The sequence below is a fragment of the Streptomyces sp. NPDC021080 genome (assembly GCF_044333225.1).
Taxonomy (GTDB): Bacteria; Actinomycetota; Actinomycetes; order Streptomycetales; family Streptomycetaceae; genus Streptomyces.
Window position 1 is genome coordinate 234,743 of record NZ_JBIRQM010000007.1, and the last position, 25,049, is coordinate 259,791.

General features: G+C 72.4%; 23 protein-coding genes. 7 read left to right on the forward strand and 16 right to left on the reverse strand.

Features of this window, described 5'->3' with window-relative positions; translation table 11 throughout:
* Positions 1-70: 70 nt before the first annotated feature.
* Positions 71-2,026: an anthranilate synthase family protein gene (locus tag ACH4S8_RS19320; protein ID WP_398395454.1), complete on the forward strand. Its 1,956-nt coding sequence runs from the start codon at positions 71-73 to the stop codon at positions 2,024-2,026.
* Here ACH4S8_RS19320 and ACH4S8_RS19325 read toward each other — a convergent pair.
* The 5 genes from ACH4S8_RS19325 to ACH4S8_RS19345 form a co-directional block, all read right to left on the reverse strand.
* Positions 1,978-2,973: a 2-hydroxyacid dehydrogenase gene (locus tag ACH4S8_RS19325; RefSeq protein ID WP_398395456.1), complete on the reverse strand. Its 996-nt coding sequence runs from the start codon at positions 2,971-2,973 to the stop codon at positions 1,978-1,980. The genes ACH4S8_RS19320 and ACH4S8_RS19325 overlap by 49 nt on opposite strands.
* 137 nt (positions 2,974-3,110) lie before the next feature.
* On the reverse strand, positions 3,111-4,139 hold the full coding sequence (locus ACH4S8_RS19330) for a 6-phosphofructokinase (protein WP_398395458.1): 1,029 nt from the start codon (positions 4,137-4,139) through the stop codon (positions 3,111-3,113).
* A gap of 142 nt (positions 4,140-4,281) precedes the next feature.
* A complete protein-coding gene (locus ACH4S8_RS19335; RefSeq protein WP_398395460.1) occupies positions 4,282-4,983 on the reverse strand; it encodes a response regulator in 702 nt (233 codons plus the stop codon).
* 19 nt (positions 4,984-5,002) lie between these two features.
* Entirely contained in the window at positions 5,003-6,226 is a 1,224-nt protein-coding gene (macS, locus tag ACH4S8_RS19340) for a MacS family sensor histidine kinase (protein WP_398395462.1), read from the reverse strand.
* A 27-nt stretch (positions 6,227-6,253) separates the two neighbouring features.
* Positions 6,254-7,132, reverse strand: a complete 879-nt coding sequence (locus ACH4S8_RS19345) for a lysophospholipid acyltransferase family protein (protein WP_398395464.1) — start codon at positions 7,130-7,132, stop codon at positions 6,254-6,256.
* Positions 7,133-7,291: 159 nt separating this feature from the next.
* On the opposite strand from ACH4S8_RS19345, the gene ACH4S8_RS19350 reads away from it, so the two are divergent.
* Together ACH4S8_RS19350 and ACH4S8_RS19355 are read left to right on the forward strand one after the other, a co-directional pair.
* Positions 7,292-8,101, forward strand: a complete 810-nt coding sequence (locus ACH4S8_RS19350; protein WP_398395466.1) for an alpha/beta hydrolase — start codon at positions 7,292-7,294, stop codon at positions 8,099-8,101.
* Positions 8,094-8,873 (forward strand): hypothetical protein, encoded by a 780-nt coding sequence (locus ACH4S8_RS19355; protein WP_398395468.1) that lies wholly within the window; start codon positions 8,094-8,096, stop codon positions 8,871-8,873. Before ACH4S8_RS19350 ends, ACH4S8_RS19355 begins: the two co-directional genes overlap by 8 nt.
* 76 nt (positions 8,874-8,949) lie before the next feature.
* Here the strand turns inward: ACH4S8_RS19355 and ACH4S8_RS19360 are convergent, their stop codons facing one another.
* The 6 genes from ACH4S8_RS19360 to ACH4S8_RS19385 form a co-directional block, all read right to left on the reverse strand.
* Positions 8,950-9,714, reverse strand: coding sequence for an endonuclease/exonuclease/phosphatase family protein (locus tag ACH4S8_RS19360; RefSeq protein WP_398395470.1), 765 nt, complete (start codon positions 9,712-9,714; stop codon positions 8,950-8,952).
* A gap of 146 nt (positions 9,715-9,860) precedes the next feature.
* Positions 9,861-10,814 carry an ROK family glucokinase gene (locus ACH4S8_RS19365; RefSeq protein WP_398395472.1) on the reverse strand — a complete coding sequence of 318 codons (954 nt, stop codon included), beginning with the start codon at positions 10,812-10,814 and terminating at the stop codon, positions 9,861-9,863.
* 54 nt (positions 10,815-10,868) lie between these two features.
* Positions 10,869-11,369: a DUF5304 domain-containing protein gene (locus ACH4S8_RS19370; RefSeq protein WP_398395474.1), complete on the reverse strand. Its 501-nt coding sequence runs from the start codon at positions 11,367-11,369 to the stop codon at positions 10,869-10,871.
* A 92-nt stretch (positions 11,370-11,461) separates the two neighbouring features.
* Positions 11,462-12,631 (reverse strand): ArsA family ATPase, encoded by a 1,170-nt coding sequence (locus ACH4S8_RS19375; RefSeq protein WP_398395476.1) that lies wholly within the window; start codon positions 12,629-12,631, stop codon positions 11,462-11,464.
* Positions 12,632-12,951: 320 nt separating this feature from the next.
* On the reverse strand, positions 12,952-13,392 hold the full coding sequence (locus tag ACH4S8_RS19380) for an SRPBCC family protein (protein ID WP_398395478.1): 441 nt from the start codon (positions 13,390-13,392) through the stop codon (positions 12,952-12,954).
* A gap of 124 nt (positions 13,393-13,516) precedes the next feature.
* Complete coding sequence (locus ACH4S8_RS19385; RefSeq protein ID WP_398395909.1) at positions 13,517-14,272, reverse strand: metallophosphoesterase; 756 nt, start codon at positions 14,270-14,272, stop codon at positions 13,517-13,519.
* A gap of 338 nt (positions 14,273-14,610) precedes the next feature.
* On the opposite strand from ACH4S8_RS19385, the gene ACH4S8_RS19390 reads away from it, so the two are divergent.
* Positions 14,611-16,407, forward strand: coding sequence for an AMP-dependent synthetase/ligase (locus ACH4S8_RS19390; protein WP_398395480.1), 1,797 nt, complete (start codon positions 14,611-14,613; stop codon positions 16,405-16,407).
* 170 nt (positions 16,408-16,577) lie between these two features.
* Entirely contained in the window at positions 16,578-16,730 is a 153-nt protein-coding gene (locus tag ACH4S8_RS19395) for a hypothetical protein (protein WP_398395482.1), read from the forward strand.
* On the opposite strand, the gene ACH4S8_RS19400 is transcribed toward ACH4S8_RS19395, so the two are convergent.
* The gene (locus ACH4S8_RS19400; protein ID WP_398395484.1) at positions 16,727-17,869 is read right to left on the reverse strand and encodes a glycosyltransferase family 4 protein; all 1,143 of its coding nucleotides are present in this window, start codon (positions 17,867-17,869) and stop codon (positions 16,727-16,729) included. The two genes, ACH4S8_RS19395 and ACH4S8_RS19400, sit on opposite strands and share 4 nt — an antisense overlap.
* A gap of 179 nt (positions 17,870-18,048) precedes the next feature.
* Between ACH4S8_RS19400 and ACH4S8_RS19405 the strand changes: the two genes are divergently transcribed.
* A complete protein-coding gene (locus ACH4S8_RS19405; RefSeq protein WP_398395486.1) occupies positions 18,049-19,254 on the forward strand; it encodes a glycosyltransferase 87 family protein in 1,206 nt (401 codons plus the stop codon).
* Here ACH4S8_RS19405 and ACH4S8_RS19410 read toward each other — a convergent pair.
* Entirely contained in the window at positions 19,215-20,543 is a 1,329-nt protein-coding gene (locus tag ACH4S8_RS19410) for an MATE family efflux transporter (RefSeq protein ID WP_398395488.1), read from the reverse strand. The genes ACH4S8_RS19405 and ACH4S8_RS19410 overlap by 40 nt on opposite strands.
* Positions 20,544-20,681: 138 nt before the next feature.
* Between ACH4S8_RS19410 and ACH4S8_RS19415 the strand changes: the two genes are divergently transcribed.
* Positions 20,682-21,206, forward strand: a complete 525-nt coding sequence (locus ACH4S8_RS19415; protein ID WP_398395911.1) for a PadR family transcriptional regulator — start codon at positions 20,682-20,684, stop codon at positions 21,204-21,206.
* A 13-nt stretch (positions 21,207-21,219) separates the two neighbouring features.
* Here ACH4S8_RS19415 and ACH4S8_RS19420 read toward each other — a convergent pair whose 3' ends face one another.
* The 3 genes from ACH4S8_RS19420 to ACH4S8_RS19430 form a co-directional block, all read right to left on the reverse strand.
* Complete coding sequence (locus tag ACH4S8_RS19420) at positions 21,220-22,416, reverse strand: hypothetical protein (RefSeq protein WP_398395490.1); 1,197 nt, start codon at positions 22,414-22,416, stop codon at positions 21,220-21,222.
* 76 nt (positions 22,417-22,492) lie between these two features.
* Positions 22,493-23,515: an NlpC/P60 family protein gene (locus ACH4S8_RS19425; protein ID WP_398395492.1), complete on the reverse strand. Its 1,023-nt coding sequence runs from the start codon at positions 23,513-23,515 to the stop codon at positions 22,493-22,495.
* Positions 23,516-23,756: 241 nt separating this feature from the next.
* Positions 23,757-24,788, reverse strand: a complete 1,032-nt coding sequence (locus ACH4S8_RS19430; RefSeq protein ID WP_398395494.1) for an NlpC/P60 family protein — start codon at positions 24,786-24,788, stop codon at positions 23,757-23,759.
* Between the last annotated feature and the right edge of the window lie 261 nt (positions 24,789-25,049).

The following is a 25,049-nucleotide window of genomic DNA, read 5'->3' on the forward strand; positions in this document are numbered from 1 at the left end:
CGGCCTTCGGTGTTTGCGGACCCGGGTCGTTCCTCTCCGAGATGCACCGTCCGAGAGAAGGACCGCACCCATGAACCTGCTCGACCTGCTCGACGATCCCCGTCCCTTCGCGCTGCTGCGCCGCCGCACCCCGGGCCGCGACCACGAGGTGGTCGAACTGCTGCTGGGGCCGGTGCGCGAGGTGGAGCGCCTCGCCGACATCCCCGACGAGGCGCTCGCGCTGATCCCGTTCCGGCAGATCCGCGAGCGCGGTTTCGACGTCCGCGACGACGGCACCCCGCTCACGGTGCTCATCCCCGAGGAACGCCGTGAACTGCCGCTCGCCGAGGCGCTGGCACAGCTGCCGGCGCACGACGTACGGGTCGAGGGCGGCGGCTTCGACGTCGGTGACGAGGAGTACTCCGGGATCGTCGAGCGGGTGCTGCGCGAGGAGATCGGGCGCGGCGAGGGCGCCAACTTCGTGATCCGGCGGACGTACGAGGGCCGGATCCCGGGGTTCGGCCGGGCCGACGCGCTGGCGCTGTTCCGCCGGCTGCTGGTCGGCGAGCGGGGCGCGTACTGGACGTTCGTCGTGCACACCGGAAATGAGCAAGGGCCCGAAGGGCCTTCCTTGGAAGGGCGGGGGCGGGAGACGGGTGGGCGGACCCTGGTCGGGGCGAGCCCGGAGGTGCACGTGCGGATGTCCGCCGGGACGGTCGTGATGAACCCGATCAGCGGGACGTACCGCTACCCGGCCGGGGGGCCGACGCCCGAGGACCTCCTCGCGTTCCTGGCCGACGGCAAGGAGATCGAGGAGCTCTCGATGGTCGTCGACGAGGAGCTCAAGATGATGTGCACGGTCGGTGACATGGGCGGGGTGGTGATCGGGCCGCGGCTCAAGGAGATGGCCCATCTCGCGCACACCGAGTACGAGTTGCGGGGCCGCTCCTCGCTGGACGTGCGCGACGTGCTGCGGGAGACCATGTTCGCGGCGACCGTCACCGGCTCGCCGGTGCAGAACGCCTGCCGGGTCATCGAACGTCACGAGGTGGGCGGGCGCGGCTACTACGCGGGCGCGCTGGCGCTCGTCGGGCGGCAGCGGGAGGACGGGCCGGACGGCGGGCCCGGAGCGCAGACCCTCGACTCCCCCATCCTCATCCGCACCGCCGACATCGACGCGGACGGCCGGCTGAGGGTGCCGGTCGGCGCCACCCTCGTCCGGGGATCCGACCCGGCGGGCGAGGTCGCCGAGACGCACGCCAAGGCGGCGGGGGTGCTGGCGGCGCTGGGGGTGCGGCCCGGCCGGCCGCGCCCGGACGGCGCCCTGCCGCGCCTCGGCGACGATCCGCGGGTGCGGGCGTCGCTGGACGGGCGGCGGGCCTCGCTGGCGCCGTTCTGGCTGCGGATGCAGGAGCGGTCCCGGGACCTCGCGGGACACGCGCTGGTCGTGGACGCCGAGGACACCTTCACCGCGATGCTCGCGCATCTGCTGCGGTCGTCCGGGCTGGAGGTGACGGTACGCCGCTACGACGAGCCGGGGCTGCGCGAGGCGGTCCTCGCGCACGAGGGGCCCATCGTCCTCGGCCCGGGTCCCGGCGACCCCTCCGACGCGACGGACCCCAAGATGCGTTTCCTGCGCGGACTGACCGCCGAGGTGCTCCGGGAGCACCGGCACGGCGTCCTCGGCGTCTGCCTCGGGCACGAGCTGATCGCGGCCGAGCTGGGGCTGGAGATCGTCCGCAAGGACGTGCCGTACCAGGGCGCGCAGACGCGTATCGACCTCTTCGGGCGGCCCGAGACCGTCGGTTTCTACAACAGTTTCGTGGCGGCCTGCGACGACGAGGCGCTGGCCGAGCTGTCGGCGCACGGCGTCGAGGTCAGCCGGGCCGCGAACGGGGAGGTGCACGCGCTGCGCGGTCCCGGGTTCGCGGGCGTGCAGTTCCACCCGGAGTCGGTGCTGACGCTGAACGGCGTGGCCGTGGTGCGGGAGCTGACGGGTCAGCTGCGGGGCACGAGCACGTTCTGCGAGCGGCGGCCCTCGGTGTAGTCGAGGACGTTGGCGGCGGTGGCGTCGACGATCTGGCCGACGGCGTCCCGGGTGTAGTACGCCTGGTGCGAGGTGACCAGGACGTTCGGGAAGGTGACCAGGCGGGCCAGGGTGTCGTCCTCGACGGTCTCGAGGGACTTGTCGAGGAAGAAGAGGCCGGCCTCGGCCTCGTACACGTCGAGGCCGACGCCCGTGAAGCGGCCCTCGCGCAACTCGGCGACGAGGGCCTTGCTGTCGATGAGGCCGCCGCGGCTGGAGTTCACCAGGATCGCGTCGTCCTTCATCAGGCGCAGGGCCTCGGCGTCGATGAGGTGCTGGGTCCCCGGCATCAGCGGGACGTGCAGGGTGACGATGTCGGACTCGGCGAGCAGGCGCTCCTTGGAGACGTACTTCATGCCGAGTGCGGTGCACGCCGGGTTCTCGGCGACGTCCCAGCCGAGCAGGTTCATGCCGAAGCCGTGGGCGATCCGGGTGAAGGCCTCGCCGATCTTCCCGGTGCCGACGACTCCCGCGGTGCGGCCGTGCATGTCCCGGCCCATCAGCCCTTCGAGGCGGAAGTCGAAGTCGCGGGTGCGGTTGGCGGCGCGCACGATACGGCGGTTGACGGCCATGCCGAGGGTCCAGGCGAACTCGGCGACCGAGTACGGCGAGTAGGAGGAGACCCGGGCGACCGTCATGCCGAGGCGCTCGGCGACGTCGAGATCGATGTTGTTGAACCCGGTGGAGCGCTGGGCGACGAGCTGGGTGCCGCCGGCCGCCAGGGTCTGCAGAACCCGGTGTCCCAGCGCGCAGTTGACGCTGGTGGACACGGCCTCGTGGCCGGCGGCGATGGGCGCGGTGTCCTCGGTGAGGAAGACGTCGAGGCAGCGGACCTCGTGGCGCCCCGCGAAGGCCTTCTCGATCAGGGGCTTCTCGTCGGCCTGGACGCCGAACGCCAGAATCTCCACCGGTCTCTCCCGTGCTGGGGTACGGGCCGAATATACGGCCCGTACCCACGAGCCGCCGAGACACCGCCTGACGCCCGGCGTGAGCCGTCGGGCGTCGGACGTCGGGCGTCGGGCGTCGGGGCGCCCGGTCTCGGCCGTCAGCCGAAGAAGACGCCGACCTCGGCGTACAGGCTGGGGTCGACCGTCTTCAGCCTGGCGGTGGCCTCCGAGAGCGGGACGCGGACGATGTCGGTACCGCGCAGGGCCACCATCTTGCCGAAGTCGCCGTCACGGACGGCCTCGATGGCGTGCAGCCCGAAGCGGGTGGCGAGCCAGCGGTCGAAGGCGCTGGGCGATCCGCCGCGCTGGACGTGCCCGAGGACCGTGGTACGGGCCTCCTTGCCGGTGCGCCGTTCGATCTCCTTGGCCAGCCACTCGCCGACACCGGAGAGCCGGACGTGCCCGAAGGAGTCCAGACTGCCGTCCTTGAGGACCATGTCGCCGTCCTTGGGCATGGCGCCCTCGGCGATGACGACGATCGGCGCGTACGACGCCTTGAAGCGCGAGGTCACCCAGGCGCAGACCTGCTCGACGTCGAAGCGCTGCTCGGGGATGAGGATGACGTTCGCGCCGCCGGCCAGACCCGAGTGGATGGCGATCCAGCCCGCGTGACGGCCCATCACCTCGCAGACGAGGACGCGCATGTGCGATTCGGCGGTGGTGTGGAGACGGTCGATGGCCTCGGTCGCGATGTTGACCGCCGTGTCGAAGCCGAAGGTGTAGTCGGTGGCGGAGAGGTCGTTGTCGATGGTCTTCGGTACGCCGACGACGTTGATGCCGTACTCGTCGCCGAGCCGCGCGGCGACGCCCAGGGTGTCCTCGCCGCCGATCGCGACGAGGGCCTCGACCTCCTGCTTGACGAGGTTCTCCTTGATCCGGCGGATGCCGTTCTCGTGCTTGAGGGGGTTGGTGCGCGAGGATCCGAGGATCGTGCCGCCGCGCGGCAGGATCCCGCGCACGGCGGGGATGTCGAGCCGTACGGTGTCGCCTTCGAGCGGCCCCCGCCAGCCGTCCCGGTAGCCGACGAAGTCATAGCCGTACTCCTGCACGCCCTTGCGGACGATGCCCCGGATGACGGCGTTGAGTCCGGGGCAGTCGCCGCCCCCGGTCAGTACTCCGACCCGCATGGAAAGTCCCTTCGCCATGGTTGGCTGTCGGACTCACGCTAATAGTGATCCAGGTCACTTCGGCATGGTGCGGACGGGCCGTTCCGGTGAAATGTCGGAAAGTTGACCGGAGCGGATCACCCGAAGGGCGCGTCCGCGCCGATCACGCCTCGTCCAGTCCCCGCTCTATGGCGTAGCGGACCAGCTCGACGCGGTTGTGCAACTGGAGCTTGCCCAGGGTGTTCTGCACATGGTTCTGGACGGTGCGGTGGGAGATGACCAGGCGCTCGGCGATCTGCTTGTAGCTCAGGCCCTTGGCCACCAGGCGCAGCACCTCCGTCTCACGGTCGGTCAGCTGCGGGGCCCTCGGCTCGTCGGCGCCCGTCGCGGTGACGGGTTCCGAGGCCAGCCGGCGGTACTCGCCGAGGACCAGGCCCGCGAGGCCGGGGGTGAACACCGGGTCGCCCGCGGCCGTCCGGCGCACCGCGTCGGTCAGCTCCTCCGCGGACGCCGACTTCAGGAGGTAGCCGGTCGCGCCGGACTTCACCGCCTCCAGCACGTCGGCGTGCTCGCCGCTGGCCGACAGGACCAGCACCCGGAGCGCCTGATCGGCGCCGACCAGTTCCTTGCAGACCTGGACCCCGGGCTTGGCCGGCAGGTTCAGGTCGAGGACGAGGACGTCGGGTGCCGCCGCCAGTGCGCGGCGCACGGCCTGTTCGCCGTCGCCCGCGGTCGCCACCACGTCGAACCCGGCGGCCTCCAGGTCACGGGCCACGGCGTCACGCCACATGGGATGGTCGTCCACGACCATGACCTTGATGGGGTTCTCCCCCGTCCGCGGCTGCGCCGCCGCCTCGCCCGTCATCACCCTGCCGCCGCCTTCGTCATCGTCTCTTCGCCTTCCCCCGCGCGTCCTTCGGGACCGTCAGCTCGACCTCGGTGCCCTGTCCGGGGACGGAGATCAGTTCCGCCGTGCCGCCCAGGTCGCGCAGCCTGCCGCGGATCGACAGCGCCACGCCGAGCCGCCCCTCGCCCTCGGCCTGGGCGAGCCGCCCCTCCGGGATGCCGGGGCCGTCGTCGCGCACCGTCACGATCACGGCGTCCGGTTCGTCCTCGACCAGGATCCAGGCACGGGCGTCCGCGCCCACGTGCTCGCGGACATTGTCCAGGGCCGCGCCCACGGCCGCGGCCAGTTCCCGGGCGGCGGGCGCATCGAGCGGCACCGGCGCCCCGGGCTCGGAGAGGCTCACGCGCGCGGTGGCGTACGGGGCGAGCAGGGCGCGCAGGTCGAGCGGACCCGGGGGATCCTCGTCGTCGGGTTCGTCGACGGCGCGTACCACCGCGCCGAGCGCCGCGTCCTCCGACACCCGGGAGACGGGCACCAGACCGCCCGACACCAGGGTGCGCAGCGCGACCTCCTGCTCACCGGCCATCCGGCCGAGCTCCGCGGCCTCGCCGCCGAGCGCGCTGCCGCGACGCTGGACCATGGCGAGGACCTGGAGCACGCCGTCGTGGATGTCCCGGGCAAGGCGCTCGCGTTCGCGGCCGGCCGCCTCGATCTCCAGGGCGCGGGCGAGGGTGCGCTCGGAGGCGCGGGCGACCTCGACGACGTAGCCGATCGCGATGGAGGCGACCCAGACGAGGATCACGTTGTGCACGGTGTCCCGGGTCGGGGCACCGCGTTCGACGAGGTTGGCCGCGGCGACGAGCGTGGAGGCGAAGGCCGCCCACCGCCAGCCGCCCTTGATCGCGAAGGCCAGGACGGCGCCCGCCGTCCATATCGAGGGCAGGGTCGGGCCGCCCGCGTCGATGCGCGAGGCGGAGTCGGCGACGCGGGTGAGCATGACGCCGGTCAGCGCGACGGTGAGGTCGGCGGCCAGGAACCGCTTGGTGCAGGCCGCCGCGCCGGCGACTCTGGGGAGCGTGGCCAGCGTCCAGACGAACAGGAACGCGAAGAACACGACGGCCACCCACGGGCGGGCGAACTTGTCGTACGCGGTGGCGAAGAGCCCGATCGCGTACAGCATGGTCAGCACCCGGTACCCGGTCAGCGCACGCCACAGCGGCTGCTCGACCGACATCCTCATGACTCTCTCGCGTCTGGCCATGCCCCCCACCCCGAACCGCCGACGTCCCTACGGACGCTCCTGGGAGCCGGACCGTTGCCTGTCGGCCGGCCCGTCTTCCCCCTCGCCCCCCGAACCGGTTTCCGGACCGGCCTGCTCCGCGGACGTCGGACCGGTGTGTTCCGCGGACGCCTGGCCGGCCTGTTCGGCGGCCGCCTGCTTCTCCGCCTGGACGAGGGCCGCCTTCGCCGCCTTCTCCGCGTCCTTCTCGGCCTTCGCCGCGTCCGCGATCTGCCGCTTGGCGGCCGCCGCGTAGATGTCGACGTACTCCTGGCCGGACAGCTTCATGATCTCGTACATGACCTCGTCGGTCACCGCGCGGAGCACGAACCGGTCGTGCTCCATGCCGCTGTAGCGGCTGAAGTCCAGCGGCTTGCCGATGCGGATGCCCGGACGCATCAGCTTGGGCATCAGCTTGCCGGGCGGCTGGATCTTCTCGGTGCCGATCATCGCGACCGGGATGACGGGCGCGCCGGTGGCGAGGGCCACCCGCGCGAGGCCGCCGGGCTTGCCGCGGTAGAGGCGGCCGTCGGGCGAGCGCGTTCCCTCCGGGTAGATGCCGAACAGCTCACCGCGCTCGATCACCTCGATGCCGCTCTTGATGGCCGCCTCGCCCGCGCCGCGCGCGCCGGAGCGGTCCACCGGGAGCTGGCCCACGCCCTTGAAGAACGCGGCCGTCATCCGGCCCTTGATGCCCGGGGTGGTGAAGTACTCGGCCTTCGCGATGAAGGTCACCTTGCGTTCGAGGACCGCCGGCAGGAAGAACGAGTCCGAGAACGACAGATGATTGCTCGCCAGAATGGCCGGGCCCTCGGCGGGGATGTTCTCGAGGCCTTCCACCCAGGGTCTGAAGGCGAGCTTCAGCGGCCCTCCGATGGAAAACTTCATTGCGCCGTAGATCACCCGCGTGCCTCCTGTGTCGTAGATCAGACCTTAACCCGGAGCGGCGTCAAAGGACCCGACGACCCTGGTCGGTGTCAGTACCGTCGCGTACGGTGAAGCACACCCGGAGTCGTTTTCCGCCCAACTCATGAACAGGAGACCGAGGTGCCGGTCCTTCCTGGAGCCGAGCCGTTCCGCCACGAGGGCGGAGAGGTCGGCGTCCTTCTCTGCCACGGTTTCACCGGCTCCCCGCAGTCACTGCGACCGTGGGCGGAGTACCTCGCCGAGCGCGGTCTGACCGTCTCGCTGCCCCTGCTGCCGGGACACGGCACCCGCTGGGAGGACATGCAGGTCACCGGCTGGCAGGACTGGTACGCGGAGGTCGACCGCGAACTGCGCGCCCTGCGCGAGAACTGCTCGCGGGTGTTCGTCTTCGGGCTCTCGATGGGCGGCGCCCTGGCCCTGCGGCTCGCGGCCCGGCGCGGCGACGAGATCAGCGGCATCGTGCTCGTCAACCCGCTGAACAAGGTGCAGGGTCTGGCCGCGCACGCCCTGCCCGTGCTCCGTCACCTCGTTCCGTCCGTGAAGGGCATCGCGAGCGACATCGCGAAGGAGGGCTCCGAGGAGCTCGGTTACGACCGGGTGCCGCTGCACGCCGCGCATTCGATGCGCCGGCTGTGCGCGGTCGTGGACGCGGAGCTGCCGCAGGTCACCCAGCCGCTCCTGCTGCTGCACAGCCTGCAGGACCATGTGGTCTCCCCCGCCGACTCGGCCCGCATCCTCGGCCGGGTGTCGTCCGTGGACGTGACGGAGATCGTGCTGGAACAGAGCTACCACGTCGCGACGTTGGACCACGACGCGGACCGGATCTTCGAGGAGAGCCACTCCTTCGTCACCCGGCTCGCGCCCGGTGCAGGCAAGGAGGCCGACACCGGTCAGGCGGGTCGGAAGGAAGGGACGGCAGCCGGTGGCTGAGCACGACGCGGACCGCGGCGATTCCGAGGAGAAGGGCGTACCCGTCGGCGAGCCGCTCGACGGGGCTCGCGGCGAGGGACTCGGCGACGCGCTCACCGAGTCCGCCGGGGACCCGCTCAAGGAGTCGCCCGGTGACGCCCGCGGGGGGCCGGCCGACGACGAGCAGAGCGTGCCCTTCGACGAGGAGGCCGCCTGGAAGTCGATCGTCGAGGGCTACGGGGAGGAGCCGCCGGATCCGCCCGGTTCGCGGCCGTTCCGGCCCATCGAGGACCTGGCCCTCCCCGAGCCGGGGCCGGACACCGGCTCCGGAACCGGTGACGGCTCCGGGGGCACGGGGGACGGCACGGACGAGGGTGACGACTCCCCGGCTCCGGAAGCCGGGTCCGAGCCGGAGGCCTCCTCCGGCGACCTGCCCTCCGTCGTCAAGCCCCTCGGCAGTTCCATCCGCTTCGCGCCCGGTGTCGGCGGCCCGCGGGACTACCGCGTGGCCGAGCCGTCCGAGGACGACTTCGACGAGGACGACGAGGGCCACTTCGTTCCGCCGGAGCCGCCTCCGCTGCCCGCCTCGGACACGACCGCCCGGTTCGCCTGGCTCGGCGTGCTCGGCGGCCCCGCCCTGCTGCTGCTGGCCGTCCTGCTCGGCTGGGACATGACCTGGTGGCTCACCACCCTCGGCATCGGCGGTTTCCTCGGCGGCTTCGCCACGCTGGTGACGCGCATGAAGGACGACGACGAGGACCACGACGACCCGGGACGCGGCGCGGTGGTCTGACCGGCCCGGGACGCGGCGCGGTGGTCCGCCCGGGACGCGGCGCGGTGGTCCTCCCCGGCCCGACCCGGCCGGGCCCCTAGGACGCGGGCACCCTGAGGGCGGCCAGTACGGGCAGGTGGTCCGTGGCCGCCCTCAGGTCCGTCTCGCTCACACCGGGAAGGCCGAGCGGCACCCCGCAGCCGAGGACCTCGATGCCGGGCGTGGCGAAGACGGCGTCGATGCGCCGGTCGGGTCCGTCGAACGTCCAGGTGTGCTCCCCGCCCCAGGGGCGGGTCGCCCAGCCGTCCTGGAGCGCGCCCGCGAGCCGCCGGAAGGCCGGTCCCGTCGGGCGTTCGTTGAGGTCGCCGCCCGCGACGGCGTGCGGGGTGCCGAGACCGGCGAGCCGGTCCAGGAGCATGCCGCTCTGCTCGTGGCGCTCCTCGTTCCGGAGCGACAGATGGCAGCTGAGGACCCCGAGCCGGGCTCCCCCGAAGCGGACGACCGCGGTGGCGAAGCCGCGCCGGTGCTGCCCCGGGGTCAGCGGGAGCAGCACGTCCTCGGTGCGCTCCACGGTGGCCCGCAGGGTGCACAGCAGCGCGGGCCCCGCGGCGGTGGCGCCTCCGGACAGGATGACGAGGCCCGAGGCGGCGGCGAGACGCGCGAGCTTCTTGCGCCAGCGGAAGAAGCGCGGCGCCTCCTGGACCAGGACGAGGTCCGGTGCGCAGGCGCTGATCACGCGGGCGAGCGCGGCGGTGTCGTCGCGCATCGAGCGGATGTTGTAGCTGAGCACGCGGATGACGGCGGAGCCGTCGGACTCGGTGCGGGACGCGGGCAGCGGACTGGCGGAGAAGCTGGTCGGCATGGCGATCAAGATACGCCCCGGGAGCCCGCCGGAAGGGCCGAAGAAGACATGGCGGCACACTCCGTCGCGTGGAGACCGGCCGGACACGGCGGCGCCCGCCGTCCTGTGCGGGGGCGGCGGACGCTGCCGTACGGCGTGTGCGGGTGCTACATGATCGGGTCGGGCTCCCGGGCGAGGTCCGCCGCCCCGACGAGACCCGCCTTGTTGCCCAGCTGGGCGGCGATCACATCGGCGACCGGACGCCAGTTGCCACCGACCAGCCAGCGCTTGTACGACTTACGGATCGGGTCGAGGACCAGTTCGCCCTCGTCCGAGAGGCCGCCGCCGACGATGAAGGCGGACGGGTCGAAGAGCGAGGCGAGGTCGGCCAGACCCGCGCCGGCCCAGCGGGCCAGCTCGCGGTAGGAGTCCACCGCCACGTGGTCGCCCTGCCGGGCGGCCATGGAGATGTGCTTGCCCTCGATGCCGTCGGGGGTGCCGTCGCCGAGGCTCAGCAGGACCTCCGCCGCCTCCGGGGTGGCGTTGGCGCGCTGCTTCGCGTAACGGACGAGGGCGCGCCCGGAGGCGTACTGCTCCCAGCAGCCCTGCGAGCCGCAGCCGCACAGCAGTCCGTCCGGCACCATCCGGATGTGGCCGAACTCGGCGGCCACGCCGAAGTGACCGCGGCGCAGCTTGTTGCCGATGATGATGCCGCCGCCGAGGCCCGTGCCCAGGGTGATGCAGATGACGTTGCGGTGGCCCTTGCCCGCGCCGAACTTGTACTCGCCCCAGGCGGCCGCGTTCGCGTCGTTCTCGACGACGACCGGCAGGCCCACACGCCGCTCGACCTCGGCCTTGAGCGGCTCGTTGCGCCAGTCGATGTTCGGCGCGAAGTACACCGTCGAGCGCTGGCGGTTCACATATCCGGCGGCACCGATGCCGACACCGACGATGTCGTGGCCGGCACGCGCGCCCTCCACCGCCGAGGCGATGGCGTCCACGATCGCCTGCGGCGTGCCCGGGGTCGGCACCTTGTGGGTCGAGAGAATATTGCCTTCCTCGTCGACCACACCGGCCGCGATCTTCGTGCCGCCGATATCGACGCCGATGGTGAGTCCCATGAATCCCTCAGTTTCGGTCGAGCCCCGCTACGGCCAACCGTACCCGAGGGGCGATTAGTCCAAGTCGATGTGTTCGCCCGGACCCGGCTCGTCGTCGCCGGAACGTGTGCCCCGAGTGGTCCAGCGGCGCTCCTGGTTCTCGACGGCCGAGCGGTACGCGGCGAGCAGTTCCGAGCCCGCGGCCGCGAGGTGGTCGAAGACCTCGGGATTGCGCTCCAGCACCGGTTCCACGGCGGCCCTGGCCTGCTGCACGACCTGGCTGACCATCTCCTGGGCGGTGCCGGAGGCGACCGCGCCGAACAACGGGGACTGGAGCCCGGAGAGCTTGTCGGCGACGGCGTCGACGAGTTTGCGCAGTTCCTCGGCGGCCGAGCCGGGCGGCGGGCCGTGCTGGGCGCGGCGGCGGGCCTTCTCCGCGGCGAGGTCCTCCGCGCAGGCCGTCGCCCAGGCGTCGGCGTCGGTGGCGTGCGGTTCCTCGACGCGTGTCTCGTCGACACGCACCTCGTCGGCCGTCTCCTCCTGAGCGGCGTCGGACGGTGGGCGCTCTTCGCTCATGGCGGGACTCCTGCCTACGTTTTCGTGCTTTCGACGGTACCCGAACGGGGGTACCCCGTTCACCGTGCCGGGTGCCCCGGACGACGGCACGGTCACTTCTCGCGCGGCCACAGCCCGGGGTCGGGCGTGAAGCGGATGCGCAGCTCGCCCTCGCGCAGGGCCGCTCCGGCCACCGTGCAGCGGCGCAGCGCGGACGGGAGCGGGACGATCCTGCGGAACTGGCCGACGGTGACGACGAGTTCGTCGCCGCGCCGGACGAGGTCGAGTTCGTCGCGTATCGCACCGGGCAGCGGGATGTGCCAGACGAGCACGCCGTCGTCGGCGAGACGGTCGGCGACGGGCCACTCGACGGGGGTGGGCGCGGTGTTGACGCCGGGCACGGCGAGCGCGGCGAGGTCGTCGGTGCCGCGCGGGTCGTGGCCGCGGTGCGGGACCTCGTGGACCGCGTACGTCTCCCGCCACTCGTCCAGGGCCTTGCGCTGCTGGGCCGCGAGGGCGGCCGGCCAGGCGTCGTGGCCGTCACCGGGCAGCACCCGGTTCGCGACGAGGCATTCGACGGGCAGGCCGCGCAGGGCCAGCGCGGTGACGGTGGTGCGGACGGCGTCGGTGCCGGCGGGTCCGGGCTCGGCGACCAGCCGTACGGTCGTGGAGCGGTCCTCGACGACGCCCTGCACGGCGGCCAGCTCGACGTCCCAGCGCCCCGCCGTCTCGTACAGCCACTCGGCGGGCATGGGCACGCCCGCGAGCCGCCCGAGGACCGGGCGCAGGGCCCGGGCCGCCTGGCGCTCCGGCGGGAGCAGGCGACGCAGATAGCGGCGGAGTTCCTCGGGCAGGGCGAGGAGGGCGAGGGCCTGGGGGGCCGGGGGCAGGTCCACGACGAGCAGGCCGTACCGCTCCGACAGCGCGGCGTCGCGCAGGGCGCGCAGCAGGGCGAGTTCCTCGGCGCCGGGGAGCGGGGTGACTTCCTCGGCGTCCAGGCGGGAGGCGCCGAGGAGGTCGAGGGCGGTGGTGGCACGGCGCTGGAAGGCGGTGAGATCGTCGCGGAAGCGGGCGGCGGCGTCGGGGCGCCAGGCGGTGAGGCCGGGGGCGGCTTCCACGGGGGCCGGGCCGGTGGGGACGCCGAGGACGGCACCGAGGGTGTCGGTGCGGTCGGCGGTGAGCACCAGGGTGCGGGTGCCTTTCCTCGCCGCGTTCAGCGCGGTGGCCGCGGCGACGGTGGTGCGGCCCGTGCCGCCTTGGCCGGTGATCAGGATGGTGCGCATGGGGGTGAACGCTACCTGTGCGGCGGCCTCGGCGGTTTTCGGGTTCGGCCCGGTGGGGGTTCGCGGTCCGGGCCGGTGGGGTTCGCGGTCCGGGCCGGTGGGTGGGTCGGGGCCGCGCCGGTACATCCGCCCGTCGCCGTTGGGTGAGAGGTGGGCGTCGGTGGCGACGGGCATGTGATGTACCGGCGCGGCCCCTCACGCGCGTACCCGGCTGCGGGTGCGTCGTGGCCGGCGTGAGTTTCAGCCCCTCCGGCGTTCGAGGAGCGGGGTCCGGGAGAGCCCCGGGTAGGGGCGAGGAAAGGTCTGCGAGCCCCTGGGGGTCAGGCCGTTTCCTCTACGCGCTTCTTCAGGCCGGCCAGGGCTCGGTCGATGATGACCTTCTCGGCCTTGCGCTTGATCATGCCGAGCATCGGGATCTTGACGTCGACGGTCAGCCGGTAGGTGACCTCGGTGGCCCCCTCGCCCGCGGGCTTCAGGAGGTACGAGCCGTCCAGGGAACGGAGCATCTGGGACTTGACCAGGGTCCAGGAGACCTCGTGGTCGCCGGTCCAGGTGTAACCGAGGGTCTGGTCGTCCTTGATGGCGCCGGCGTCCATGACGAGACGGACCTGCTGGGCGCGGCCGTGCTCGTCCGTCTTGAGGACCTCGGCCTCCTTCACCTCACCCGTCCAGTCCGGGTAGCGGGCGAAGTCGGCGATCACCGCCATGACGTCAGCCGGTGCCGCCTCGATCGTGATGCTCGAACTGGTGTGTTCCGCCATCGCGGTGGCTCCTCGAGATGCGGTCCGGTGAGGGAGGGTGGTGCGCACGTGTGTGCAGCGTGAAGGCTACCGCGCACGGCCGCGGGCGCCGTCACCCCACCTGGCCTTCCGCCCTGTCGCCACGTCACCACTCCAGTACCCAGGGACGGCCGGACCCCGCGAAGTGCCCCACATTCACGCATTCCGTCGCCCCGACGCGCATCCGGCGGGCGAGGGGCTGGTGGACGTGGCCGAAGAGCGCGTACCGGGGGCGCGTACGCCGGATCGCGTCGAGCAGCGCACGGGAGCCGCGCTCGAAGCGGCGCGCCACCGTGTCGTACACGAGCTCCGGCACCTCCGGCGGAATGTGCGTGCACAGCACGTCGACCTCGCCGACCGCCTCGATCTTGGCCGCGTACTCCTCGTCACTGATCTCGTACGGCGTCCGCATCGGTGTGCGCAGCCCCCCTCCGACGAACCCGAAGACGCGGCCGCCGATCTCGACCCGCTCACCGTCGAGGACGGTGGTGCCCGGTCCGGCGTACTCCGGCCACAGGGCCGGCATGTCGACATTGCCGTAGGTCGCGTACGTCGGTGTCGGAAACGCGGCGAACATCTCGGCGTACTGCTTGCGCACCGCCTTCTCGATCATCGCGGCCCGGTCGGTGCCGGTGCCCGCCCACAGCCGGGCACCGAACGCGCGCGCCTCCTCGAAACGGCGGGCGGTGCGCAGCTCGACGATGCGGTCGGCGTTCTCCACGCCGAAGAGGTCCGGGAAGATGCCGCGCGCGTGATCGGCGTAGTCGAGGAAGAGGACCAGGTCACCGAGGCAGATCAGGGCGTCGGCGCCGTCGCCGGCCCGGGCCAGGTCGCGGGCGTTGCCGTGCACGTCACTGACCACATGAATGCGCGTCCTTCGACGGCCGACCGGTGTGGATGCCATGACGATCAAGCGTAGGCCGGTGCGGCAGAGGTGAACAGAGGGGGCCGGACCTGCGGTTACTGGCACCCCTGGAAGCGCGTGGACTACTGTGCGCGCAGGAACGCCACCACGTGTGACGCATGGAACATCTCGCCCGGACCCCCTGTCGAAGAAGCCATACCGGCGGGTAACGTCCGGGCAGTCCAGTCGTACTCGGGATTTCAACAAGTGATTTCTTGAGTACTTGCCCGAGCCTTGGACCGCATCGGCGCATCACACAGAGTCGTGGCGTCGGCGCCCTATGAGGAGCAGCAGTCTTGCGCGAGTTCAGCCTTCCGGCTTTGTACGAGGTCCCTGCGGACGGAAATCTCACCGACATCGTCCGCCGAAACGCCGCGCAGCATCCCGACGTAGCCGTGATCGCCCGCAAGGTGGGCGGTACCTGGACGGACGTCAGTGCCACCACCTTCCTCGCCGAGGTGCGGGCTGCGGCCAAAGGTCTGATCGCCTCGGGCGTGCAGCCCGGTGACCGGGTCGCCCTGATGTCCCGTACCCGCTACGAGTGGACGCTGCTCGACTTCGCGATCTGGAGCGCCGGCGCCATCACCGTGCCGGTGTACGAGACCAGCTCCCCCGAGCAGGTGCAGTGGATCCTCGGCGACTCGGGTGCTCGGGCCTGCATCGTGGAGCTGCCCGCGCACGCGGCCTCCGTGGAGTCGGTGCGCGACCGGCTGCCCGCCCTCGAACACGTCTGGCAGATCGAGGCCGGCGGCGTCGAGGAGCTGGAGCGCCTGGGCGCGGACGTCAGCGACACGACCGTCGAGGAGCGCAGCTCGCTCGCCAAGGCGGACGACCCGGCGACCATCGTCTACACCTCCGGGACCACCGGCCGCCCCAAGGGCTGCGTCCTGACCCACCGCGCCTTCTTCGCGGAGTGCGGCAACATCGTGGAGCGGCTGCGCCCGCTGTTCCGCACCGGTGAGTGTTCCGTCCTGCTCTTCCTCCCGCTCGCGCACGTCTTCGGGCGGCTCGTGCAGGTCGCGCCGATGATGGCGCCGATCAAGCTGGGCTGCGTCCCTGACATCAAGAACCTCACCGACGAGCTGGCCTCGTTCCGGCCGACGCTGATCCTCGGTGTGCCGCGCGTCTTCGAGAAGGTCTACAACTCGGCGCGCGCCAAGGCCCAGGCGGACGGCAAGGGCAAGATCTTCGACAAGGCGGCGGACACGGCGATCGCGTACAGCCGCGCGCTGGACACCCCCTCGGGGCCGTCGTTCGGTCTGAAGATCAAGTACAAGACGTTCGACAAACTCGTCTACAGCAAGCTGCGCGCGGTGCTCGGCGGTCGCGGCGAGTACGCGATCTCGGGCGGCGCCCCGCTCGGTGAGCGGCTCGGCCACTTCTTCCGCGGTATCGGTTTCACGGTCCTGGAGGGCTACGGCCTCACCGAGTCCTGCGCGGCCACGGCCTTCAACCCGTGGGACCGTACGAAGATCGGCACGGTCGGCCAGCCGCTGCCCGGTTCCGTGATCCGTATCGCCGACGACGGCGAGGTGCTGCTGCACGGCGAGCACCTGTTCAAGGAGTACTGGAACAACGAGGGCGCGACCGCCGAGGCGCTCGCCGACGGCTGGTTCCACACCGGTGACATCGGCACCCTCGACGAGGACGGCTACCTCAGGATCACCGGCCGCAAGAAGGAGATCATCGTCACCGCGGGCGGCAAGAACGTCGCCCCGGCCGTCATAGAGGACCGTATCCGCGCCCACGCGCTGGTCGCGGAGTGCATGGTGGTCGGCGACGGGCGTCCGTTCGTCGGCGCGCTCGTCACCGTCGACGAGGAGTTCCTGGGCCGGTGGGCCGCGGAGCACGGGAAGCCGGCCGGCTCGACCGCGGAGTCGCTGCGCGAGGACGCGGACCTGATGGCCGCCATCCAGGACGCGATCGACGACGGCAACGCGGCGGTGTCCAAGGCCGAGTCGGTCCGCAAGTTCCGTATCCTCGCCCACCAGTTCACCGAGGAGTCGGGGCACCTGACGCCGTCTCTGAAGCTGAAGCGGAACGTGGTGGCGAAGGACTACGCGAACGAGATCGAGGCACTTTATCGGGGCTGACGCCCGAGCGACCGGGTACTGCCCCGGCCGGGAACATACGGCTCGGCCCCCTCTGCTGGAGGGGGCCGAGCCGTTTCCGTCCCCGAGGCCGTTCGCCCTGGTCCGCCGGGTGGGGTTCCGGCTCCCGCCGTGGGAATCGGGGTTCGTCCCGGGCGGAAGGCTCGTCGTGGTTGCCCGCGCAGTTCCTCGCGCCCCTGAGCGCCCTGGCGGGCGCCCGCCAGGGCGCTCAGGGGCGCGGGGAACTGCGCGGGCGGGCCAAGGCGGCCCGCAGGCGCCCGCGGGCCGCAAGTGGCAGCCCGGTGGGCGCACCCGGTGAACGCTAGAGCAGCTCTCGCAGGCGTTCCGCCAAGAGGTCCCAGCGCCATTTCTCCTCGACCCACGCCCGGCCGCGTTCGCCCATGCGGCGGCGCAGTTCGGGGTCGCCGAGCAGGGTGACGATCCGGTCGGCGGCCTCCTCGGGGGAGCCGCCGCGGACGACCCAGCCCGTCTCGCCGTCGAGCACGGCGTCGGGCGCGCCCCCCGAGTCGCCGGCCACCACCGGAAGGCCCGTCGCCGACGCCTCCAGGTAGACGATGCCGAGTCCCTCCACGTCGAGCCCGCCCCTGCGGGTCCGGCACGGCATCGCGAAGACGTCCCCGGCCCCGTAGTGCGCGGGCAGCTCCGACCAGGGCACCGCCCCGGTGAACCGGACCGAGCCGGCCACCCCGGTTTCCGCGGCCAGCCTGCGCAGGTCCTTCTCGTACGGCCCGCCGCCGACGATCAGCAGCACCGCGTCCGGCTCCTTGGCCAGGATCTGCGGCATCGCGAGCACGAGGGTGTCCTGGCCCTTGCGCGGGACCAGGCGGGAGACGCAGACGACCACGGGCCGGTCGGTGAGGCCGAGCCTGGCCCGGACCTCCTCACCGCCCGAGCCCGGGTGGAAGGTCCGCTCGTCGACGCCGGGCGGCAGCTGCACCATGCGTGCCGCCGCGGCGGGGGTCAGCGCGGAGGCGATCCGCGAGCGCGTGTACTCCCCGAGGTAGGTGATCGTGTCGGTGGACTCACCGATCCGGCGCAGCAGGGTGCGCGCGGCGGGCAGCTGGGCCCAGCCGGCCTCGTGGCCGTGCGTGGTCGCCACCAGGCGTGCCGCGCCCGCTCTGCGCAGGGCCGGGGCCATCAGGCCGAGCGGGGCGGCCGCGCCGAACCACACCGACGTACAGCCGTGTTCACGCAGCAGGTCCGCCGCCCGCCGGGTGGCGCCCGGCGTCGGGAGCAGCATGGTCGTACGGTCCCGTACGACGGTGAAGGGCTGCTCGGCGTCGAAGGCCGCGGTCGCCTCGGCGCCCTCGTGGCCGCGCTTCCAGGTCGAGGCGTAGACGACGAGCCGCTCGGGTTCCAGGCGCAGGGCCATGTTGTGCAGAAAGGCCTGGATGCCGCCGGGGCGGGGCGGGAAATCGTTCGTCACGATCAGGGTCTTATGCATCGTGTTCGACGATATCGAACCTATACTCACAGCTCCGCACGGCCGCGCTCGACGGCTCGCACACAGACCGGTGCGTCACCCTGGTTCCGCGAAGAGCGCGGCGGCGAGGCACACGGATTCCGAACGATGAGGGCCAGGTGGGCATGGCGGGGGCACGGAGCACGAGGTTCCCGTTCGGCATGGCCGTACTGCTGGGAACCTGGGGCCTGACCAGGCTGGCGCTGCTCCTCTTCGTGGCCAAGGTGTACGTCTTCCCGGGGCCGGACGTCACCAGCGACGTCTCCGTGATCTACCACGGCTGGTTCGACGTCCTGCGGCACGGCAGCTTCCCTCGGCACGACGTCACCTGGCAGTACCCGCCGGCCGCCGCCCTCGCGATCCTCTCCCCCTTCCTGCTGCCCTTCCTCGACTACGCGCACGCCTTCTTCGTGCTGGCCTTCGTCGCGGACCTGCTGGTCTTCGGCATGCTCCTGCGCGAGGGTTCGCGCCCCGGCATGACCCTGCGCGGCGCCTGGGTGTGGATGATCGGGGTCCCGCTCCTCGGGCCGACCGTGTTCGCCCGCTACGACGTGATGGTGACGGCCGTCGCGGTCGCCGCGCTGCTGGCCGGCGCCCGCCACCCACGGGCGATGGGGGTGCTCACGGGCTTCGGCGCGATGGTGAAGGTGTGGCCGGTGCTGCTGCTGCTCGGCGCCGTGCGCCGCCGGGCCTGGGTCTCGGCCGCGGCGACGATCGCCGGGCTCGCGGGGCTGTTCTGGGTGGCGATGCCGGGCGCGTTCGCGTTCCTGACCTTCCAGCGCGACCGCGGCACCGAGGTGGAGTCGCTCGGCTCCCTCGTCTTCCACGTGGCCCGGCACCACGGCTGGAACGGGCGGGTGCTGCTCAACTACGGCTCGGTGGAGTTCGTCGGCCCCTACGTCGACGTGGTGAGCACGGCGGCCCTGGTCCTGACCGCGCTCGCCTTCGGCTGGCTGCTGCTGTGGCGGCTGTGCGCCAAGCGGTTCCTGTCGCACACGCTCGCCGACGCGGCGTTCGTCGCCGTCCTGATGTTCACCACCACCAGCCGGGTCATCAGCCCGCAGTACCTGGTGTGGCTGGTCGGGATCGCCGCGGTCTGCCTGTGTTCTCGCGCGAGCCGGATGCCGGTGCCCGCCTGCCTGGTACTGGTCGCGTGCTTCGTGACGGTGCTGGAGTTCCCGACCTGGTTCGCGGACGTCGTGGGCAGTACGACGCTGGGCATCACCCTCCTGGTCCTGCGCAACGGCCTGCTGGTGATCGCCACGGTGCTGGCCGCCCGGGTGCTGTGGCGCGGCACGGTCTCCCGGCCGGCGCCTGATCTCCCCGCTCAGGCGGCCCTCGCCAAGGAGACCCTGGCGTCCTCCTGACGCCCGGTCCGCACCGCCCGCCGGGCCCACAGCCACAGGGCCGCGCACTGCACCGTCATGGACAGCGCGAGGGCCAGGCAGATGCCCGGCAGCCCCAGTCCGGACAGGGCGAGGGCGAGCGGCAGCTGGACGGCCGTGCCGGCCAGCGTCACCCGCAGCAGCACCGGCGCTCCCCCGCTGCCCTCGAAGACCCCGCCGAGGGCGATGAAGCAGGCCATCAGCAGCAGGTAGGGGCCGACGCAACGCAGGAACAGCACGCCGTCGTGGGCGACCGCGGGACCGGCGCCGAAGGCCCGCATGATCCAGGGGGCCAGGGCGCCGAGCAGGGCCGCGGCGAGCACGCCGACGGTCCCCGAGACCGCGACGGCCTGCCGTCCGATGGCACCCCGCTCGTCCCGGCCCGCGCCGCGGCTGTGCGCGGTGTGGATCGAGGCGGCCTGCCGGACCGAGTAGAACGCCATGGTGGCGAGGTACATGACCTTGTAGGCGATCGCGTAGGCCGCGACCGCCGTCGTCCCGAGCCGGGCCACGACGGCGACCAGTACCAGGGCGCCGCCCTGGCGCACCGTGAAGTCGGCGGACATGGGCAGACCGGTGGTGAGGGTGCGGCGCAGGGCCGCGCCGGTGCCCTCGGCGGGCGTCGCGCCGGCCGCCCGGGACAGCAGGGGGTCGCGGCGCAGGGCGCGCAGGCCCGCGGCGAGGGCCACCGAGCGGCACAGCACGGTCGACAGGGCGGCGCCCGGGACGCCGTACGCGTGGATGAGGAACGGGTCGAGGCCGAGGATCAGGCCGTTGGCCAGCAGGGCGAGGCGCATCGGGGTGCGGGTGTCGCCGGCGCCCTTGAGGATGCCGTCGACGAGGTTCTGCGCGAAGAAGACGGCGATGCCGGGCAGGGAGATCGCGAAGTACTGGACGGCGAGGGCCGGTGCGCGTCCGTCGCCGTCCAGCACCAGGCGGGCCAGCGGCTCGCGCAGCAGGAAGCCGCCGACGGCGACCACCGGGGTGACCGCGGCGCACAGCGCCCAGCCTCCGCGTACGGCCGCCCGGACCGCTCCGGGGTCGCGGGCTCCCCGGGCGTGCGCGACGAGGACGGTGGTACCGGAGGCGAAGACCAGGGCGACGCCGAGCAGCACGTTCTCGGTGTTGGTCGCGACGGCGACGGCCGCCACGGCGGCGCCGCCGAGCCGGGAGACCCAGACGGTGTTGATGATTCCGGCGGCGACGGAGGCGAGCAGCGAGAGGTAGACGGGGTGGGCGAGTGCTATGAGCTGCTTGCGGTGGGCGTTCACGAAGGCTCCCTCGATGCGAGTTACCTCGTTTCGAGGTAACTCGATAAGAGGTACCATGGGTGGGTGAACCCCGCAAGCACCCGGCGAACGCCCGGGGTGCCGACCGCGCGGGGCGTCCACGAGGGAAGGGACGGCCGGATGCTGGAGCTGTCGATCCTGGGGTTCCTGTACGAGGAGCCCCTGCACGGCTATGAGCTGAAGGAGCGCATCAAGGCCCTCAGCGGCCACGTCCGGCCGGTCAGCGACGGCGCCCTCTACCCGGCGATCACCCGCCTGGTCGACAAGGGCCTGCTCGACCAGCACACCGAGCCCGGCAGCGGCGCGGCCCCGCGGCGCATCCTCGCGCTGACCGGCGAGGGGCGCGAGAGCCTCCTGGAGCGGCTGCGGCACCCCAAGCAGGCCGAGATCACCGACCAGGTCCGCTTCAACACCCTGCTGGCGTTCCTGCGCCACCTGGACGACCCCCGTGAGCAGGCCGCGGTGCTGCGCCGCCGCCAGGAGTTCCTCCAGGCCCCGGCGAGCTTCTTCTACGAGGACGGCGAGCCCGTGCGCGCGGAGGAGGCCGGCGATCTGTTCCGGCAGGGCATGCTGCGGGTGGCGCGGGCGACCGGCGCGGCGGAGCGGGCCTGGCTCGCGGAGGCCATCGACCGGCTGGAGGGGTGAACGGCCCGGCAGGTCAGCCGAGTTGGTCCCTGAGGTACTGCTGCCACAACCGGGTGAACTCCTCCGGCGTCGTGTGCAGCACGTCCCGCAGCGCGTCCTCGACCGCCCCCGCCCGCTTCCCGTGGTCGCCCACCGCGCGGTAGAAGTCGTTCAGCCTGACCTCGCCCCAGTGGTCCGCGATCAGCCGGCAGGCCATCCAGCCGCCCTCGTAGGCCCGCGCCAGCGCGCCCGCGTCCGCGGTGAACCCGAAGTCCCCGTCGTCGGGCAGCGCGTCCGGTACCCGCCCCTCGGCCACCGCCCGCTCCAGTTCCGGCGCGACCTGTCCGGGCGTCCGCCCGCTGCCGCGGTAGCCGGTCCAGTCCGCGTACCCCTCGGAGAGCCACAGCGGGGTGGCGGCCGTGGTGTGGGCGCGGGTGGCGACGTGCGTGGTCTCGTGGGTGAGCACGACCTGCTTGCCGAGGTCGCCGAGGACGCCGTACGCGTCCGGGTTGACGATGATCCGGTCCGCGGGCGCCTTCGCCGAGCCTCCCGCCTCCCCGGTGGTGACCGCCGCGATCCCCCGGTACCCGGACGCGGGGGCCCCGAGCAGCCCCGCCATGCCCTCCAGCGACTTCGGTACGAGGACGACGACGTGCCGCGACCAGTCCGTGCCCCAGGCGTCGGACACGGCCGGCACGGCGCGGTCCGCGAGGGACGCGAAGGAACGCAGCCGCTCACCGGACTGCCCGACCCCGAGGACGAGGCTGTGCTCACCCCGTACGGCCGTCACCGCCCCCTCGTCCCACAGCTGGTCGCCGCCCTTGCCGGCCGGCTCGTCGGAGGTGACGCGCCAGGTCCTGCCGGTACGGGCCAGCCCGAGGGTGCGGTCCACCGAGACCGGCGCGGTGTCGTAGCCCGCGATGCGGTAGCGCAGTTCGGCGCGGGCGGTGGCGTGGTCGCCGGAGCGGCTCAGACCGGCCAGCCGGTAGGACCAGCCCGCCAGCGGCACGTTCCGCAGGTTCTCGAGGCCCTCTCCGGCGCCGGCCGCGACGCCGGTGGACCGGAACGCCGCCTCGTCCCGGTCGAGGACCGCGGCCGCCCTCCGGTCGAGGACCCGCTGCACGTCGGCCGTCGCGGTGTCCGGGGCCGTCCGGCCGCCGCAGCCGACGAGCCCGGCGAGCAGCAGCACCACGCAGAGCCCCGCTCGCGACGCACTCCTTCGACCGGCCATTCTCCCGATCGTACGGTGCCCGCGCCCGGCCGCCGGAACGTCCGCCCGGCCCTCGCGGGGCCGGCCCCGCGGTCCGTCAGACCCGGGTGACGGACGAGATCGGCATCATCCCGACCGGGTCGTAGCGCACCGGGGCGCCCGGATAGGGCGCGTGGATCACCTGGCCGTTGCCCACGTACATCCCGACATGGCTGGCGTCGGACCGGTAGGTGACCAGGTCACCGGGCCGCGCCTGGGAGAGCGGGATCTGCCGCCCGGCGAACCGCTGGGCCTGCGAGGTGCGCGGCAGACCGACACCGGCGTGCGCGTAGGACCACTGCATGAGGCCCGAACAGTCGAAGCCGCCGGGCCCGTTGGCACCCCACACATAGGGGCGGCCGAGCGCGGAGCGGGCCGCGGCGACGGCGACGGCCGCGCGCGACGAGGAGGCGATGGAGTCGCCGAGGCCGGACAGGTCGCCCCGGACCGAGCGCGACGCCCGGCCGTAGGCGGCCCGGTCGGCGTACGGCAGCGAGTCGAGCAGTTGCCGCGCCTTGGCCAGTTTGCCCTCGATGACCCGCTTGTTCCGGGCGACCACCGTACGGCTGCGCTCCAGTTCGGCGAGCTTCCCGTCGGCCTCCGCGCGTTCCTGGGCCAGGTCGCGCAAGGCGAGCCGGAGGCCCTTGAGTTCGCCGGCCTGGCGGGTGCTGATCCGGTCGAGCACGGAGGCCCGGTCGAGATAGTCGTCCGGGTGGGCGGAGAAGAGCAGCGCGAGAGAGGGGTCGAGGCCGCCCGAGCGGTACTGCGCCCCGGCGAGCGAACCGAGCGCGTCCCGCATGGTGTTGACCCGGTCCTGCCGCCGGGCGATCTCGTCCTGCGCCGTGCCGATCTGCTCGCGCAGCGCGTCGCCGCGCTCGTCGGCCTCGTCGTACGCCTCGGTGGCCTTCTCCGCCTGGGCGTAGAGGCGGTCCACCTCGGCCCGGGTGTCGTCCCGCGGCGCCGCCGAGGCGGGCAGGGTGCCGAGTGCGGCGGCCGCCGCGGACATCACGCAGGCGGCGACACCGAAGGCGCCGGCGCCCCGGTCGAGGCCGGTCGGTGCAAGGCGGCGATGGGACCCCACGAGTGGCCGCACTCCCTTCCGCTGACGGTCCCCCGCCGTCGGGGGAACGCGGCAGACAGTAACCGCGCGACCACGCGCCGACCAAAGACCCTTGCGGGCACGCACAGTGACGCCCCGCCGGAGACGCAGGTCACCGACGGGGCGTGAGGTCAGCGCGAGTTGTCGCAATTCGCCCGTTTGGGCGGTGCGGCGGGAGAGCGCTTCGGGCGACGGGGGCCGAACCCCGTTCCGCCCGTGCGGATCAGATCCGGACGCCGAACTGGAAGGGCATGTTGGCGATCGACTCGTAGCGGACGACCGCGCCGGTGTGCGGGGCGTGCAGCACCTGGCCGTTGCCCGCGTAGAGGCCGACGTGGTGCTGGTCGCCGTAGAAGATGACCAGGTCACCGACCTGCAGGTCGCTCTGCGAGTAGATGCGGGTGCCGTAGCTGGCCTGGGCCTCGGAGGTGCGGGGTATGTTCACGCCGGCCTGGGCGTACGCCCAGGAGGTGAGGCCCGAGCAGTCGAACGAGCTGGGGCCGGAAGCGCCGTAGACGTACGGGGAGCCGATCACGCTCTGGGCGGCGGCGAACGCGGCGCCGGCACGGCCCGACCCCTTGCTGTTGCCGAGGTCGACGCGCTCGCTGGCGCGGGTCGCCCGCTCCTGCTCCTTGGTGGCCAGCGCCGCCTTCTCCTGCGCCGTCAGCGAGTTCAGGAGCTTCTGCGCGGAGCCCAGCTTGCCCTGGACTTCCTTCTTCTTCCTGGCGAGCTCGGCCCGGGTGTCGGCGAGGTCCTTGAGCTTCGCGGAGGCCTCGGCGCGCTGCTGGGCGAGCGAACGCTGCTTCTCCTGGACCTTCTTGAGCGACTCGACCTGCTGGGCGCTCAGCTGGTCCATGGCCGAGGCCTTGTCCAGGAAGTCGTCCGGGTCGGAGGAGAGGAAGAGCGCCACGGAGGGGTCGATGCCGCCGGTGCGGTACTGGGCACTGGCCATCGAACCCAGGCCGTCGCGCAGCTCGTTCAGAGCCTCCTGGCCGCGGGCGACGTTGTCCTGGAGAGCGCTGATCTCCTTCTGGAGCTTCTGCTGCTTCTCCTTGGCGCCGTCGAGCTTCTCGGTCGCCTGCTCGGCCTCTTCGTAGAGCTTGTCGACCTTGGTCTTGACCTCGTCCTTGTTGGGCTTCTCGGACGGGGCCGCGTTGGCGGCGTTGGCGCTCAGCACAACGGCTGCTGCGGCTGCGGTGGTGAGCACGGTCACACGGGCGCGGCTCGGCTGCTTGGGTCGACGGTGGGACGCCACGAAGGCGAGCTCCTTCTTCCTCCAGCCGCCTGCCGAAAACGCCGACGGGCGGTGCCCCTCCACTGTCACTCCCCATGAAGTGATCACCCGAGTTAGAGGTTCGAGCCACGACCCTAGTGACCTACTTGTGATCAGTTCAAATCCAAACCTGAAAATTCTTTGTCACCGAGCGCATTCTTTGCCATCAACTCACCTGCAGTGATGTCCGCTTGACACTACGTCGCGTGAAGACCGGACCAATTGGGGCATCAGGCCTAGACG

Coding starts and splice junctions, on each gene's coding strand:
- ACH4S8_RS19320 (WP_398395454.1), top strand. CDS start 71: ATGAACCTGCTCGACCTGCTCGACGATCCCCGTCCCTTCGCGCTGCTG.
- ACH4S8_RS19330 (WP_398395458.1), bottom strand. CDS start 4,139: ATGCGGGTCGGAGTACTGACCGGGGGCGGCGACTGCCCCGGACTCAAC.
- ACH4S8_RS19335 (WP_398395460.1), bottom strand. CDS start 4,983: ATGACGGGCGAGGCGGCGGCGCAGCCGCGGACGGGGGAGAACCCCATC.
- macS (WP_398395462.1), bottom strand. CDS start 6,226: ATGGCCAGACGCGAGAGAGTCATGAGGATGTCGGTCGAGCAGCCGCTG.
- ACH4S8_RS19345 (WP_398395464.1), bottom strand. CDS start 7,132: ATGAAGTTTTCCATCGGAGGGCCGCTGAAGCTCGCCTTCAGACCCTGG.
- ACH4S8_RS19360 (WP_398395470.1), bottom strand. CDS start 9,714: ATGCCGACCAGCTTCTCCGCCAGTCCGCTGCCCGCGTCCCGCACCGAG.
- ACH4S8_RS19365 (WP_398395472.1), bottom strand. CDS start 10,814: ATGGGACTCACCATCGGCGTCGATATCGGCGGCACGAAGATCGCGGCC.
- ACH4S8_RS19370 (WP_398395474.1), bottom strand. CDS start 11,369: ATGAGCGAAGAGCGCCCACCGTCCGACGCCGCTCAGGAGGAGACGGCC.
- ACH4S8_RS19375 (WP_398395476.1), bottom strand. CDS start 12,631: ATGCGCACCATCCTGATCACCGGCCAAGGCGGCACGGGCCGCACCACC.
- ACH4S8_RS19380 (WP_398395478.1), bottom strand. CDS start 13,392: ATGGCGGAACACACCAGTTCGAGCATCACGATCGAGGCGGCACCGGCT.
- ACH4S8_RS19400 (WP_398395484.1), bottom strand. CDS start 17,869: ATGCATAAGACCCTGATCGTGACGAACGATTTCCCGCCCCGCCCCGGC.
- ACH4S8_RS19405 (WP_398395486.1), top strand. CDS start 18,049: ATGGCCGTACTGCTGGGAACCTGGGGCCTGACCAGGCTGGCGCTGCTC.
- ACH4S8_RS19415 (WP_398395911.1), top strand. CDS start 20,682: ATGCTGGAGCTGTCGATCCTGGGGTTCCTGTACGAGGAGCCCCTGCAC.
- ACH4S8_RS19420 (WP_398395490.1), bottom strand. CDS start 22,416: ATGGCCGGTCGAAGGAGTGCGTCGCGAGCGGGGCTCTGCGTGGTGCTG.